This is a genomic window from Microcoleus sp. B4-D4, from assembly GCF_036705185.1.
Lineage (GTDB): Bacteria > Cyanobacteriota > Cyanobacteriia > Cyanobacteriales > Microcoleaceae > Microcoleus.
The window spans coordinates 23,875-38,037 of sequence record NZ_JAUBTX010000058.1 but is presented as its reverse complement, the minus strand read 5'-3'; the positions used below and the strand labels follow the sequence as shown (position 1 = coordinate 38,037).

Genomic DNA, 14,163 nt, shown 5'->3' with positions numbered 1-14,163 from the left:
GAATTGGGAATTGGGAATTGGGAATTGGGAATTGGGAATTGGGAATTGGGAATTGGGAATTGGGAATTGGGAATTGTCAACCACTAATGACTAATGACTGCTGACTAATGACTACTGACTAATGACTACTGACGAAACAGCCGATCGTGCTCTGGATGGTACAAGCGCGATCGCCCTTGGGCTTCTTTTCCCAGCGCCGGACTAATTACATACATGGTCGTTCTAAACAAATTATGTTTGCGGGTAGCGACTGCCATTTTGTCAAGGGGAACTAGGACAATTTTTTCATCCGGCCAGCCCAAGCGATAACAAATCGCCACTGGTAAATCCGATGGGTAATGTTCCATCAACTTAGCTTGAGCTCGATCGACATGGCGCGCGCTCAAATACAGGCACAAACTCGCTTGATGGGCCGCTAAACTCGCCAATTCTTCGCGATCGGGTACTTCGGTACGGCCGCTAATTCGGGTCAAAATAATTGTCTGTACAATTCCGGGAACTGTCAACTCAATTTTAAGTTTCGCGGCGGCTAGTTGGAAAGCGCTAATTCCCGGAATTACCTCAAAAGCAATTCCCGCCTCGGCCAAAGCTTGCATTTGTTCCCCCACAGCGCCGTAGAGACAGGGATCGCCGGAATGGAGGCGGACGAGGCTTTTCCCGGCGCGCACTCGCTCCACCATCAAAGGTACAATTTCTTCGAGAGTCTTATCCGCAGTTTGGATAACTTCAGCATCTGCGCGCACTCCCTGCAAAATTTGCTCTGGAACTAGGGAATCAGCAAATAATATGACATCGGCGACAGCCAGTAATTTTTGAGCCTTAACAGTCAACAAATCCGGGTCTCCCGGGCCTGCACCTACAATGTACACCCCTGAAAGGGGGGCTTCAATTTCTGTCAAACTCATGGCTGCTAAAAAATTTGCTAAATTTACCGGCGCTTCCGGATGCACCTATTTTGATTGGAAGTAAGGGATGGTAGATGCACCCTGGTTTTGAACCCTAGAGATTAACTTCTCTGGGGTTTTTTTATCGATCGTCTGGGGATTTGCGATCGATATTTGCCCGATCGCTATTGGGGGAGACAACATCGGGTAAAGGTCGATCGAGCAAATAAAGCCAAGCCAACCCGCCCAAACCTAACACAATCCCAGTCAAACTTACCATCTGTGCAGCCCTGAGCGGCCCGAACATCAAACTATCAGTTCGCAACCCTTCAATCCAGACTCTACCCGAACTGTAAGCTGCCAGGTAAACCAAAAACAAAGCACCTGTTTTCAAGCGAATTTTTCCCTGCAAATCGCGGAAAAACAAAGTCAGCAGCAACCCAAATACTGTCAAATTCCACAGAGATTCGTAGAGAAATGTGGGGTGGAAGTATTCAAAATTAGCGTAGCCGATCGGGCGGCTGTTTGGCGGAATATAAAGTTTCCAAGGTAAATCCGTAGGACTGCCAAAAGCTTCGGAGTTAAAGAAATTTCCCCAGCGTCCGATCGCCTGACCGAGAATTACCGAAGGTGCGACTAAATCTGCCAATTGCCAAAAAGAAACTCGCTGGATTTTTGCAAAAATTAAAGCTGCGATCGTGCCGCCCAAAATTGCCCCGTGAATGGCAATTCCACCTTTCCAAATCGCAATAATATCTTCCGGCCTCTGGGCGTATTGCGGCCACTCGAAAGCCACGTAATAAATTCTGGCACAAGGAATAGCGCCCAGAACCAGCCAAATTGCTAAATCGCCCAGCAATTCTGGGTTGACGCGGCGCTTTTCGGCCAAATATTGGGACAGACTGACCCCAATTAAGACGGCAGAAGCTATCAACAGCCCGTACCAACGGATAGCTAGAGGGCCTAGTTGAAAAATTATCGGGCCTGGGGATGTAAATTGAAACGCTAAGGGCAGCGCAAGAATATCTAGCACCATAAAAGTTGCATGAATTGTGATGGAAAGCAGTCAGATTGCATACCCTTGAACAAGCTCCAGAGTTTATTTTAGGGGGCTGCGGTCATTTACACGCAATTTTAGGGGGATTTGGCCAAAAATTAACTGGATTCTTGATTGTGCAGATTTCTGTCTGGAGTTTTCTTTGTGAGTCCACAATAAGAGTCCCCTAACCCCCTTTTTTTAAGGGGGGAACCGGATTATTCTTAAAGTCGCCCTTGTTAAGGGATTTAGAGGGATCGAGACTTCACCTTTTTCAGGATTAACGGCAGCTTTGGTCGAGAAGTTTTAATATGGAGGATGGCTTTAAATTTTCTGATGACCTATGCCTTCTACTTCCGTTTCTCAGGTGCACTCTTCTGGTAATTCCAAGGGTGCGAATCAGTCTCGCAAGACTGCTGCTTTGTCTGTTGAGTCTGGTAAAATTCCGCCGTTGTTGGGCGCGAGTTTGGCTGAGTTAACGGAGTGGGTGCAGCAAAACGGGCAACCCGCTTATCGCGGGAAGCAGTTGTACCAGTGGATTTATGAGAGAGGTGCGCGATCGCTCTCTGAGATTTCTGTATTCTCTAAACAGTGGCGCGAGACTGTTGCGAAAATTCCGATCGGGCGATCGACTATTCACTATCGATCGGTCGCACCAGACTCTACGGTAAAGTATCTTCTAAAATTGGCAGACGGTCAAATCATTGAAACAGTCGGCATTCCCACCGAAAAACGGCTGACTGTGTGCGTTTCGGCGCAAGTTGGCTGCGCGATGGGCTGCGATTTTTGCGCTACGGGAAAAGGCGGTTTCAAGCGTAATTTAGAAGTAAACGAAATCGTCGATCAAGTCTTGACAGTACAGCAAGATTTCGGCCGCCGAGTCAGCCACATCGTATTTATGGGAATGGGCGAACCCCTGCTGAATTTCGATAATGTTGTAGCTGCTGTCAAGTGTTTGAATCAAGACGTAGGAATTGGACAGCGCAACATCACCGTTTCCACAGTCGGAATCCGCAATCGCATCACCCAATTAGCCGAACATCAACTGCAAATTACCCTCGCCGTCAGCCTCCACGCTTCCAATCAAAGATTGCGCGAAGAGTTGATTCCTAGCGCCCGCCCTTATCCTTTGGGTGAGTTAGTGGCAGAATGTCGGGAATATGTGCGATCGACTGGACGCAGATTAAGCTTTGAATACGTGCTCTTAGCAAACGTAAATGATTTACCAGAACACGCAGCCGAGTTAGCAAATCAGTTGCGCGGTTTTCAGTGTCACGTCAATTTGATTCCTTACAATCCGATTCAAGAAGCTGAATATCAGCGTCCGACTCCCAATCGAATCAATAATTTTGTTGCGGTTTTGAAGGAGAAGAAAATTGCAGTTAGCGTGCGGTATTCTCGCGGCTTAGAAGCAGATGCAGCCTGCGGACAATTGCGCGCATCTGAGGTTTAGAATTGGAATTTTAACCGCTAAAATTTGTTGTAGGGTGCGTTATACCTGAGATTTTGCACCATTCTCAATTAGCCTTTTGCGGGCGGGCAGGATTCCCAACCCCTACTCCCCACAAAAATCCGTCTTTGTGGAACAAGCCGGAAAGCCTGTTAAGCGAGAATGGTGCAAGATGTGAGTTATATCACGTTATTTGATCAATCATCGACAAACTACATTGTGACGCACCATACTAACTCTCTACAAGCGTTTAACCAGTATCCACCGCAACTCCAACGGCGGCGTTTCTTGCACCGGAAATAAATCGCGCCCGCTGGCCCAACTCACAAACCAAGGTGTCGGCGGCCACGCAGAATCCGGCAAATGTTTTTGTTCGTATTCAATCACCGATTCATCCGAAACAATTGCTAACGGCAAACCCTCGATTGCTGCTTGCAATTCTTGCTTTGTGATGAGATAAGACCAACACAATTCAGACATTTGTTTTGCCATCTCATCGGGTTCGTAGCCATCTACTGCTAAGAAAGCACTGAATAAGATAAACCCGCCGCTTAACACGGCATCGGACATTTTGCCGAGGAAAAGACGCACTTGTTCGGGGTAGCGGAAATGAGAGAGAACTTCGGTAGCAATGGCTAATTTGTACCGATAAGTTTTCATCCTCAATAATGGGTCTAAAACGTCGCCTTGGGTGACATTTACCGGCAAGTTTTCGGCGGTGGCTGCTGCTGATAGTTTCTCGGCAAATATCGGTGTTAGCTCGATCGCATCCACGGAATGACCTAACCTTGCTAAAGGCAAACTATTGCGCCCTGGGCCCGCACCGACATCTAAAATAGGTGCTTTTCCCGGTTCGCCTAATTCGGTAGCAATGGCGATGACTTTGGCATCGGGATGGCTACCAAATAAAGGTTCGGGGCGAATATCCGGCCAGCTATGATATTTCTCGGCCATTGATTCGATTTGAATCTTGGTATTCAGAGTAATGCCGTCGGCTAAACCGGTTTGGGAATTGGCTGGAAAGTATGAAACTATTAGATTAGCATGGGGAGAATTTTTGAATCCTTCTGCTAAGCCGTTGGCGATTAATGTTCGTAAGTTTTCGGTTTGGGCAGCGTCTATGTTTTGTCCGAGAATCTTTAAGAAGTCTGAGAGTAATTTCAGATAGTCTTCTAGCATCGATGGCAAGCAAGGCAGATAGAATTCTCCCTTGATGCCGATGTTTTTTTTGAGCCTGTCTTTCAGTATTAATTTTAGGCGATTGGAATCAGTCAGCGGCGGCCCAGTGTCGGGCGAGTCGCTGACTGGTAATTCTGGGACAGATGCAGCACTGGTGAGGTTTTTAGTCACAATGTTTTTGATGGGATTCGGCAATAAGGGCGATCGCCCCTACCATAATCTTGTGCTCTTGTACCTGAATCCTGGCGTGCAGCGTTTCTGCCGTATCGTCAGGCAATACTGGCACCGCAGCCTGCATTAAAATCGGCCCGCTGTCTACTTCTAAACGGGCGATATGCACCGTACATCCGGTGATTTTTACCTTGGCTGCGAGTGCTTGTTCGACAGCGCGAATTCCTGTGAAACTCGGCAGCAAACTGGGGTGAATGTTAATAACTTTGTCAGGAAAAGCATCGAGCAAAACTTTGGTGACGATACGCATCCAACCTGCCATCACTACCCATTCTACATCATGAGCTTGAAAAGTTTTAACAATTTTTGTATCTAATTCTTCGCGGCTTTTGCAATCGCGGTGATTGAGCAAAATCGAGGGAATGCCGTATTTTTTAGCTCTGGCCGCGGCTTTGGCTTCGGGATTGTTGTAAATTAATACTGGAATTTGAACATTAAGTTCTTGGTTTTGGATGGCTTGGGCAATTACCTCGAAGTTGCTGCCACTTCCTGATGCTAGAATTCCTATTTTTAAGGGAGGATGACCCGGAGCGATCGCACTTTTGCCAATTTCAGGAGAAATCAGGCTGGCGCTGGAATTAGCAGATACTGGATTAACTATCATAAGTAGAAGTCATTAGTCATTGGTCATTAGTCATTGGTCATTAGTCATCTTGCCCGCTCGCGAAGTCGAAGGGTCGTCATCAGTCATCAGTCATTGGTCATCAGTCATTAGTAATGAGTGCTGTCCCACCCTAGCTAACATCATCAGTCATCAGCAAGAAGACATACAGAGAAAGCTTTTTAGCAATTAGTATTTTACCTTTAATTAGGTGGAACAACTTAAATACTATCAAAAATCATCAATTAGATTCTACAACATTATCAAAAAACTCTTCTCTAAGAATCGAATAAATTTTGAGATCCCAATATCTGCCTTTCACAAATAGCTGTTGCCGCAAAATTCCTTCCAATTGCATCCCCACCTTTTCCATCACCCTCGCCGAAGCAATATTGTTAACTTCACATCGAGCCATAATTCGATTCAGCAACATCTCCCGAAAGCCGAATTCAATAACCGCATTTACAGCCTCGCTCATGTATCCTTCCCCCCAATATCTCCCAGAAAGTGCGTAGCCTATTTCGGCGCGGCTGTGGTTCATGCTCCACTCCACAAATCCGCAAGTCCCGATAAATTTTTCATCGACTTTGTGGACAATTCCCCAATCTACAAGCTCTCGTTTTTTGTACATTTTTATCAGTGATTTGATGAAATATTTAGTATCTTCGAGCGAGGTATGAGTTGACCACATTGTATATTCTGAGACTTCGGAATGACAAGCATATTCAAACATATCGCTGGCATCGTTTAAAGTGATTTTTCTCAGCAATAGTCTCTCTGTTTCTATAGTGGGTAAGTTAGATAATATATCGAGAAAATTCATTGTGACATTGACCTAGATTGTGATACCATTTAAAACTAAAAGCTACAATTTACAAGCCAATGGTTCCGATTAAATTTGGGCGTTTTAACTGGTTGGACAATGAGTCGATCGCAGCTTGGACTTTTCTGGCCCCGGCTTTGCTGTTTCTGGGTACTTTTTTGATTTGGCCGATCGCCTATTTATTTTACCTCAGCTTTACCAGCGGCAGCTTTACCCAGTCGGGAGTGCGTTTAATTGGTTTGAACAACTACTTGCGTCTAATCACTAACCCGGATTTTTGGCAAGTTATCCAAAACACCATCTATTTTACTACCGCCACAGTCATTCCCAGTTTAGTGATTCCATTGGGTTTAGCAGTGCTGCTAAATCGCTCCTTTGCTTGGCGGGGCGCTCTCCGCACCGCTTATTTTATCCCTTCGATTACCTCTTTAGTTGCCGTTGGCTTGGGTTGGCGGTGGTTGTTTCAAACCGAAGGCCCGGTGAATGATATCTTAATGGCGATCGGCTTAAATCCTATTCCTTGGTTGAGTAGCACAGTTTGGGCCATGCCAGTAATAATTCTACTCAGTGTTTGGAAACAATTAGGCTTTAATATGGTAGTATTTTTAGCAGGATTGCAAGCAATTCCCATAAATCGTTACGAAGCGGCAGAATTGGACGGAGCTAACGCTTGGCAACAATTTTGGCACATCACTTTACCAGGCTTGCGACCGACTTTAATATTTGCTACGGTGACAACAGCTATTTTTACCCTGCGGAGTTTCGAGCAAGTTTACGTCATCACCGGCGGCGGCCCTTTGAACTCTACTAATTTGCTAGTTTATTATATTTACGAGCAAGCTTTTTCGCAATTCGATTTTGGCTATGCAGCGGCTGCGGCAACTTTCCTGATGGCTGTAGCTTTGATATTAGTTTATGTGCAACTAAAAGTTTGGAGCGAAGATGCTTGATATCACGTCTGGTAGCATCCTTCCTGTATCGGAGGGGGCGGGTTTACCAGATTGTTGGTTTTATGCCGAGATGGTTGGTAAAACCCGCCACTACGCGCAAATTATACAATTAACCATGCCCATTGCCCAATTACCAATTCCCCATTTTATATTCCATGTGCTCTGCGGTTTTTTCAGCTTGTGCTGTGCCCAAAAGCTTGCCGACAACGTGCAAAGACATATCAATTCCCGCAGCAATTCCCCCAGAAGTGATGATTTTGCCGTTATCTACAAATCGCTGATTTTCAATAATAGTTGTGTTGGGAGCTAATTCTCTCAACAAATCTAACGCCTGATGGTGTGTAGTTGCCGCCAATCCTTCCAACAAGCCAGCTTTTGCTAAAAGCAGCGAACCCGTACAAACAGAAAGCACTAATTCTGCTGTTGGCGAACAATCTTTGATCCAGTTAATAACTGCTGAATTATCGATTAACTTTCTCGTACCTTTTCCTCCAGGGATAATTAAAATGTCGGGTGGCGGACAATCGGAAATAGTACAGTCAGGATTTACGCTCAAACCGTTGCGGGCGTTGACAGCACCGGGATGTTCGGCTACGGTAGAGACTGCAAAAGGTCGCGAATCTTTATTTAATTCTGAATTTAATTCTGATGTCACCGAAAACACTTCAAAAGGGCCTGCAAAGTCCAGCACCTCGACATCATCAAACATTAAAATAGCTACGTTTTTAGGTGGCATAAAACATACTTCTGATAGAGACGTAAAATCTCGGCGATTTGTTATCCTATAAACGGTATAATTTAAATTCTTAAAGCTATGCCGAAAAATATTCGACACCGCGCCCTAAAAATCTGTTTTTTGTGTCTTATTTGCTTTCTAGCAATTGCTGTTAGACCAATTTCTACGCCTGCTCAATCTACGACTCAACTAGAGTTTCGGATTACTCAATTAGAAGGTCAAATTGCTGATCTCAGGGCACAAATCAACAGCTTGCAGTCACAAGGTTCTGGAGTGAGTCGCCCTCAGTCTCCGAACCGGCCTGGTTCGAGCCGGACAAATTCTAGGATGCTTTCGGGAGACCCGATGTTTGATAATTTAGCAACTTTGGCAATTGAAACTAAGCAGGATGTGCTCAAAATTAAAGAGCGGTTGTCTAAGTTAGAAGCATCGAGAAATCGCTAGTCATTAGTCATTAGTCATTAGTCATTGGTCATTAGTCATTAGTCATTGGTCATTAGTCAGTGGTCAAAAGGAAGAGGGAAGACGCAAGAAGGACGAGGAAGAATGACGAGGGAAATAGTCAGAAGGAAAAGCGAAGTAGTAAAAAGGAAAAAGTCTCCCCTTTCCCACTCTCCCACTCTCCCACTCTCCCCCTCTTCCCCTCTCCCACTCTCCCACTTCCCCACTCTCCCCGTCTCCGACTTTGAGCTACCCAAAAGCAGGGTCTGCTAAAATTCAGGTGGCAGAACTATTCAATGATATGGAAATAATAGGCTGCAACCAGGAAATTGATACCTAACAGCAACAGAAACCACGCTGCGCGAAAGGTGTAAGGGAATTTGCCCGTTTTCATCACGGAGTCGGATTTTAATTGGTTCTTTGCTATCTCTGCCATGATTCAAGCTCCTAATTCATAAGTCACTGTATTCACAAATAGCAGAGAGCGTGGCATATTTGCACAATCCTTTAGTGTTATTTTTTGTAACTAGGAGTTTATACCGAGTTAAATTGAGATTGATTTCAATCGATCGCTCCTGCGTGGTAGGAACTGCGGACGAGAGGCCCCGATCGCACGCGCTCAAACCCCATCTCTCTGGCGATCGACCCAAAACGGTCAAATTCGGCCGGAGTCCAGTATTTACGCACTGGGAGGTGTTCTAGAGATGGTCTCATGTATTGACCGAGGGTGAGCCGATCGCACTTGGCATCCCGCAAATCGGCCATCGCTTCGACAATCTCGGCTGCAGTTTCCCCGTGCCCCAACATCAAACCGGATTTGGTGGGAATAGTTGGGTCAAATTCCTTGACAATACGCAAAACGCCGATCGAGCGATCGTACTTAGCCCCCCTCCGCACCGGCCCTTGCAAGCGCCGCACCGTCTCAATATTGTGGTTGTAACAAGCCGGTTTTGCCTCCACCACCGTCCGAATCCGCTCTCGCTGCAACTCGTCGAGCTCGGAATTCTCCCCGTCGGAGATACCGCCCCTACCGATTCCTCCCCAAAAATCTGGCGTCAGTACCTCAACTTCAGTATCGGGGTTTAAGAGGCGGATTTGGGCGATCGTCCTTGCAAACCAACCCGCGCCCCCATCCGGCAAATCGTCCCTCGCCACCGAAGTCAGCACCGCATAACGCAAACCCAACAATTGCACAGCCTCGGCCACCTTTCGCGGTTCCTCCGGGTCTAGCGGCATTGGAGAATGACCTTTATCTACTTGACAAAAAGCACAAGCGCGGGTGCAAGTTGGCCCCATCAACAAAAAAGTCGCCGTTTGTTGGGCGTAGCACTCGCCCCGGTTGGGACATCTGCCCTCCTCGCAAATCGTGTGAATTTGCCGCTGTTTAATAATTTTCTGCACTTGGGAAAGTTCGCTAGCTTTGCCAAGGGGGCGTCGCAGCCATTCCGGCATCGCTTCGATTTCACCCCGCATTTGGGCGGCAGTTGCTTTGACAGTAGGAGTTTGAGGAGTCTGGGGCGACATAAAATTTAAGGGCGATCGAGTTAATATATTCGATCGTATCCGAAATCAAAGTCCCTCAACTTGTAGCAGCCTCACCCCAAATCAAAATCAGGCGGCCATTGCAGCAAAACAATATTCCCCAGAATTCTGGGTAGAATTCGGTTAGGGATATACTAAAGGTTGCGAATCTCATCACTCATTACTGAAGGAGTCAGTCGTGGCTGGTCAAAAAATCTTGGTAATCGATGACAGTAAAGTCATCCGCGTCCGAGTCCGAGAAATGTTACCTCAAGGTAACTTTGAAGTTCTAGAAGCAAAAGACGGCGAAGAGGGACTCAAACTGATCCGCCAAGCCCGCCCGAATCTAATTATGTTAGATTTCCTACTGCCCAAAGTCAGCGGTTGGGAAGTGTATCAAAAAGTGCAAGCCCACCCCGAACTTTCCAAGATACCTTTGGTGATCATGTCGGGTCGCGAAGAAGAGGTGATGGAAAAAATTCCGAAACCCTTCGAGAAGCATTTTTTTGCATTCATCGCCAAACCCTTTGAGAAGAAGCAGCTAACCGAGGCGATCAAATCGGCGATGGTACTGGCCAAAAAGAAACCAGTGCCCGAAGCCGCCGCCGCACCAAGCTCAGGAGCGGGCACTGCCGACATTCAGGCGATGACCCTGAAAATGGCAAAAATGCAAGCGGAAATTGATGCACTCAAAAAACAAATGTCTCAGGTGATTGCGATTATCAAGCAAAAATTGAAATAATTCTGCTGTTTGTTTGCAGGCACTTATGTAGAAAGAAAATGCTACACCGTGAAACTCGATCTTGAGTCTTAATGCAATTATTTGCAACTTTGTCGAGCGAGGGATCTCGCCCGCAGCCTGCAACGGGTTTCTCAAAATCCAAATGAGACAATGAACAAACAGTTAAAAATCAAATCAGGGAGGAAATAATTATTAATCTTTATTAGGACTTTTAAGTGCTGCTCCTCCCATGCTCAACAATCAACTCCTCAGTCTCATTTTTTTGGTTAATGACTAACGACTATTCCGATTTTTTGCCTCAACTGCGTGCCTCAACAGAGCAATTATTGAAAAGATTAGACTGCTTCGATCGAGCGCAGGTATTAGCGATCGGAGATTTGACCTTGGACGAGTTTCTTACCGGACAAGTAGAGCGAATTTCCCGCGAAGCACCTGTGTTGATTTTGCGCTACGAAAATACTCGGCAACTACCCGGAGGTGGCGCAAATGCTGTCTACAATTTGGCCAAACTGGGAGGCAAAGTCAAAGTTGCCGGTTTGGTAGGAAAAGACGACCAGGGAAAGGCTTTGTGCGGTATTTTTGAGGCGGCGGGAATAGATACGGGCGGGATTTTCATCGATTCGCAGCGTCCGACTGTCACCAAAACTCGAATTTCCGGGCACGCGCGACAGTCAGTGACTCAGCAAATTGTCCGAGTCGATCGCAAATCTGACGAGTTGCCGGATTTAGACTTGCAGTTGCAATTAGCAGACTACATCCGGCAGCAAATCCCGACAGTAGATGCTGTGGTTTGTTCCGACTACGGCGACGGAGTTTTGACCCCTTTGGCGATCGAATCGGCAGTAGTTCCCGGCAAAACAATAGTAGACGCTCAAACAGATTTGCAGCGATATTCTGGAGCAATGCTGTTTACTCCGAACCTGCCCGAAGCCGAACAAGCAGTCGGATATGCTATCAAAAACCCTCAAACTTTAATGCAGGCAGGACGCGATTTATTGAACTTAACTCAAGCTCAAAAAATCCTGATTACTCGCGGCGAAGAAGGGATGAGTTTGTTTGAAAGGGTGAACGGCGAAACAATCAAAAATTCACCTTCTCCAACATCCATTTGCCAACAGGGAAAATTTAACATTCAAAGTTGGGATATTCCCCCTTTTAACAAAACTGATGTATTCGATGTAACCGGTGCGGGAGATACAGTTGTAGCAGCAATGACTTTAGCTTTATGCGTCGGTGCATCCGGTTGGGAAGCGGCAGTTTTGGGCAATTTAGCGGCTAGCATTGTCGTGCGTCAATTCGGTACGGCAACCACGACAGCAGACGAAATGAAAGAAGCTTTGAAAGCAATGGTTGACGAGTAGTCAGTTGGTAGTTGGCAGTTGGCAGTTGGCAGTTGGCAGTTGGTAGTTGTTAGTTGTTAGTTGTTAGTTGTTAGTTGGCAACAGTCAACAGTCAACAGTCAACAGTCAACAGTCAACAGTCAACAGTCAACTAACTACTGACTACTGACTACTGACTACTAACTACTTACTCTTTTTCAAAATTTGTCCCTTGTCATCAATTGTCAAACCAGTATTGGGAAAATCGCTCTTTGTCAAACGGCGAATCAACCCCACACTCCTAAAATCTCGATCCACAGACGGAATACCTTGCTTGTCAAGTTCCACGGGGATAATCTTACCAGAAACAAAATCCCCTTGCGGATTCATTTTTACATCCAAAATCAGAGATTGACCGAGTGCTCCGGCTGTAGACAAAGTGCGATAACCCATAAAATTGCCCAGGGAATAAGCAATCAATTTCCCTTTGTAAAGTTCCACTGCTCTGGTAACGTGCGGGCCGTGTCCTAAAATCAAATCCGCTCCCGCATCAATCATCGTCCGCGAAAACAAAACCATATTTCCCCGGTTTTCTCCGTAAAAGAACTCGGTTTTATTTCTCACATTCTGAGCTCCGGTTCCTTCAGCTCCCGCATGAACTGATATCACTACAATATCGGCGTTTTGCTTCGCTTTTTTGACAACTTCTGCCCCCGCTTTCAGTTCCAGCAAGGAATTGTGAACTTCGCCGTAGTTGCTGAAACCAATAAAAGCAACATTTACGCCTTTGACATTTTGATAAACAATTTGGTTTCTTTTGCCAACTGCTTTCATGCCGTTGCTGTCGATGTTTTTAATCGTGTCCTTAAATCCCTGCTCGTTAAAATCGTAAGAGTGATTGTTGGCCACATTCAAAATATCAAAACCAACATCTTTGAAGATTTTGGCATAACTCGGAGGAGTCCGAAAGGCAAACAGCATTCGTCCGCCGACTCCTTTGGAACTGTAAGGGTAATCGGTCATCGTGCTTTCAAAATTGCCAAACAGAATGTCGGCTCCTTGAAGGTACGGTTTTACCGAATCAAATAAACGCTCCTTATTTGCTGGCAGTTTGTTGTAGGGAAAATTGGTGCCGGGGATGATGTCGCCAACGGCTTTGATGCTGACTGTGGCGGGGAGATTGGCGGGTTTTTGTGCTGCGGGAGAGGGCGATTTTGGAGCGGGTTCTGGTTTGGCTGCGGGCGCTGGTGCTGGTGTCGATGCGCTGCCCGATAGCTGCACTTCACGCGCTTTTGGTACTGCTGGTTTTGAGGTGAGAGAATTAATCGGGGCGGTGCTGGAGGATTTGTCAAATTGAGCGCGCAAAACAAAGCCGGATATCGGCACGAGAATCAGACTCAGGGCACCGACTGACAGCCAAGATTTTTTAGTTTTAGTGCGGGCTAACTTTGGGCGGGGTGATGGCTTTGGCTGGCGTTGGTTTGTGGGTTTGGGAGTTGGGATTTTCCGGGGTTGGGGCGGTTTTTTTTCTGGTGTTGGAGCGGGCGCTGTGGTGACAACATGGTGAGTTTTTTCTCTGGTTGGCAAAGTCACAGGAATTGGGGCTGTGCGTAGGCCTGCGGCGGCAGGAATTGGGGCTGCGGCTACGCTAACGGGTGAGGGCAGACTAATGGGTGCGAAAGTTAAGGCTTTTTTTAATTCTACTGTTTGAGTCCAAGCGGGCATTTGTTTACCCACCTGTCGCCCGTAAACTGTTACTGAGTAAACGTTATTTGCTTCGAGTCTTTGCAATCCTTTGATTGCGACTCGCAGACAGGCTTCTTCTGCGGGTAATTGTTCTGCTTCCAGCAGCAGGTGCAGGGTGTCGTTTTCCCGGCTGGCTTTAGCTGTGACTCCGAAGCTGTGGAGTGCTTGGCCGATCAGAAATGCGATCGCCCTTGGGTCGCCTTCTTTTGCTAAATTTAAGATGTCTTGTTGGCTCACAAATGCCTCTACTCTCACACGAAAAATTTAGTTCTATCTTATATCAGATTTTGTGAAACAGGATTAAATGCCGATCGATTTAACTCAGGTTAAGTGCGTAGTAAAAAACATAGTAAAAATATGCGGTTTCGCTACCATAAATATACTCAAAAACCCGGTTTCTGGCTGCAGCAGCAAATCCTCCCCGTCCAAACCCCGATTTCGATGAGACAAAAAGCGATCGACCGACTCGCCAACGCAACAGTTAAACTCTTGCTTGTGGGACGC

The 14,163-nt window shown here is 46.3% G+C and carries 14 protein-coding genes; 5 read left to right on the top strand and 9 right to left on the bottom strand.

Annotated elements, in window-relative coordinates:
• Positions 1–125: 125 nt before the first annotated feature.
• A complete protein-coding gene (cobM, locus tag QUB13_RS26900; RefSeq protein WP_333387252.1) occupies positions 126–905 on the bottom strand; it encodes a precorrin-4 C(11)-methyltransferase in 780 nt (259 codons plus the stop codon).
• Between the two features lie 121 nt (positions 906–1,026).
• Positions 1,027–1,920, bottom strand: coding sequence for a prolipoprotein diacylglyceryl transferase (gene lgt / locus QUB13_RS26895; RefSeq protein WP_333387250.1), 894 nt, complete (start codon positions 1,918–1,920; stop codon positions 1,027–1,029).
• Between the two features lie 343 nt (positions 1,921–2,263).
• Between lgt and rlmN the strand changes: the two genes are divergently transcribed.
• Positions 2,264–3,373, top strand: a complete 1,110-nt coding sequence (rlmN, locus tag QUB13_RS26890; protein ID WP_333387248.1) for a 23S rRNA (adenine(2503)-C(2))-methyltransferase RlmN — start codon at positions 2,264–2,266, stop codon at positions 3,371–3,373.
• Positions 3,374–3,610: 237 nt separating this feature from the next.
• On the opposite strand, the gene QUB13_RS26885 is transcribed toward rlmN, so the two are convergent.
• The 3 genes from QUB13_RS26885 to QUB13_RS26875 all read right to left on the bottom strand — a co-directional run bounded on the left by QUB13_RS26885 (position 3,611) and on the right by QUB13_RS26875 (position 6,204).
• The gene (locus QUB13_RS26885) at positions 3,611–4,720 is read right to left on the bottom strand and encodes a class I SAM-dependent methyltransferase (protein ID WP_333387245.1); all 1,110 of its coding nucleotides are present in this window, start codon (positions 4,718–4,720) and stop codon (positions 3,611–3,613) included.
• Positions 4,713–5,384 carry a phosphoribosylglycinamide formyltransferase gene (gene purN, locus QUB13_RS26880; protein ID WP_333387243.1) on the bottom strand — a complete coding sequence of 224 codons (672 nt, stop codon included), beginning with the start codon at positions 5,382–5,384 and terminating at the stop codon, positions 4,713–4,715. The genes QUB13_RS26885 and purN overlap by 8 nt, the downstream gene beginning before the upstream one ends.
• 238 nt (positions 5,385–5,622) lie before the next feature.
• Positions 5,623–6,204, bottom strand: coding sequence for a GNAT family N-acetyltransferase (locus QUB13_RS26875; RefSeq protein WP_333387240.1), 582 nt, complete (start codon positions 6,202–6,204; stop codon positions 5,623–5,625).
• A gap of 59 nt (positions 6,205–6,263) precedes the next feature.
• On the opposite strand from QUB13_RS26875, the gene QUB13_RS26870 reads away from it, so the two are divergent.
• Complete coding sequence (locus QUB13_RS26870; protein ID WP_333387237.1) at positions 6,264–7,154, top strand: carbohydrate ABC transporter permease; 891 nt, start codon at positions 6,264–6,266, stop codon at positions 7,152–7,154.
• A 130-nt stretch (positions 7,155–7,284) separates the two neighbouring features.
• Here the strand turns inward: QUB13_RS26870 and QUB13_RS26865 are convergent, their stop codons facing one another.
• Positions 7,285–7,890, bottom strand: a complete 606-nt coding sequence (locus QUB13_RS26865; protein ID WP_333387234.1) for a DJ-1/PfpI family protein — start codon at positions 7,888–7,890, stop codon at positions 7,285–7,287.
• A gap of 78 nt (positions 7,891–7,968) precedes the next feature.
• On the opposite strand from QUB13_RS26865, the gene QUB13_RS26860 reads away from it, so the two are divergent.
• The gene (locus tag QUB13_RS26860; protein ID WP_333387233.1) at positions 7,969–8,334 is read left to right on the top strand and encodes a hypothetical protein; all 366 of its coding nucleotides are present in this window, start codon (positions 7,969–7,971) and stop codon (positions 8,332–8,334) included.
• 286 nt (positions 8,335–8,620) lie between these two features.
• Here the strand turns inward: QUB13_RS26860 and QUB13_RS26855 are convergent, their stop codons facing one another.
• Both QUB13_RS26855 and lipA read right to left on the bottom strand, forming a co-directional pair.
• A complete protein-coding gene (locus tag QUB13_RS26855; protein WP_194012677.1) occupies positions 8,621–8,767 on the bottom strand; it encodes a photosystem I protein PsaX in 147 nt (48 codons plus the stop codon).
• Positions 8,768–8,892: 125 nt separating this feature from the next.
• Positions 8,893–9,855, bottom strand: a complete 963-nt coding sequence (gene lipA / locus QUB13_RS26850) for a lipoyl synthase (protein WP_333387229.1) — start codon at positions 9,853–9,855, stop codon at positions 8,893–8,895.
• Positions 9,856–10,051: 196 nt separating this feature from the next.
• Here lipA and QUB13_RS26845 point away from each other — a divergent pair, with 196 nt between their 5' ends.
• Positions 10,052–10,594 carry a response regulator gene (locus QUB13_RS26845; protein ID WP_333387225.1) on the top strand — a complete coding sequence of 181 codons (543 nt, stop codon included), beginning with the start codon at positions 10,052–10,054 and terminating at the stop codon, positions 10,592–10,594.
• A gap of 269 nt (positions 10,595–10,863) precedes the next feature.
• Positions 10,864–11,955 (top strand): bifunctional heptose 7-phosphate kinase/heptose 1-phosphate adenyltransferase, encoded by a 1,092-nt coding sequence (locus tag QUB13_RS26840; protein ID WP_333387221.1) that lies wholly within the window; start codon positions 10,864–10,866, stop codon positions 11,953–11,955.
• Between the two features lie 162 nt (positions 11,956–12,117).
• On the opposite strand, the gene QUB13_RS26835 is transcribed toward QUB13_RS26840, so the two are convergent.
• The gene (locus QUB13_RS26835; protein WP_333387219.1) at positions 12,118–13,896 is read right to left on the bottom strand and encodes a CapA family protein; all 1,779 of its coding nucleotides are present in this window, start codon (positions 13,894–13,896) and stop codon (positions 12,118–12,120) included.
• Positions 13,897–14,163: the final 267 nt, after the last annotated feature.

Bases quoted from the DNA above. Each gene is read 5' to 3' on its own strand.
- cobM (WP_333387252.1), bottom strand. From the start codon at position 905: ATGAGTTTGACAGAAATTGAAGCCCCCCTTTCAGGGGTGTACATTGTA.
- lgt (WP_333387250.1), bottom strand. From the start codon at position 1,920: ATGGTGCTAGATATTCTTGCGCTGCCCTTAGCGTTTCAATTTACATCC.
- rlmN (WP_333387248.1), top strand. From the start codon at position 2,264: ATGCCTTCTACTTCCGTTTCTCAGGTGCACTCTTCTGGTAATTCCAAG.
- purN (WP_333387243.1), bottom strand. From the start codon at position 5,384: ATGATAGTTAATCCAGTATCTGCTAATTCCAGCGCCAGCCTGATTTCT.
- QUB13_RS26875 (WP_333387240.1), bottom strand. From the start codon at position 6,204: ATGAATTTTCTCGATATATTATCTAACTTACCCACTATAGAAACAGAG.
- QUB13_RS26870 (WP_333387237.1), top strand. From the start codon at position 6,264: ATGGTTCCGATTAAATTTGGGCGTTTTAACTGGTTGGACAATGAGTCG.
- QUB13_RS26865 (WP_333387234.1), bottom strand. From the start codon at position 7,890: ATGCCACCTAAAAACGTAGCTATTTTAATGTTTGATGATGTCGAGGTG.
- QUB13_RS26860 (WP_333387233.1), top strand. From the start codon at position 7,969: ATGCCGAAAAATATTCGACACCGCGCCCTAAAAATCTGTTTTTTGTGT.
- QUB13_RS26855 (WP_194012677.1), bottom strand. From the start codon at position 8,767: ATGGCAGAGATAGCAAAGAACCAATTAAAATCCGACTCCGTGATGAAA.
- lipA (WP_333387229.1), bottom strand. From the start codon at position 9,855: ATGTCGCCCCAGACTCCTCAAACTCCTACTGTCAAAGCAACTGCCGCC.
- QUB13_RS26840 (WP_333387221.1), top strand. From the start codon at position 10,864: ATGACTAACGACTATTCCGATTTTTTGCCTCAACTGCGTGCCTCAACA.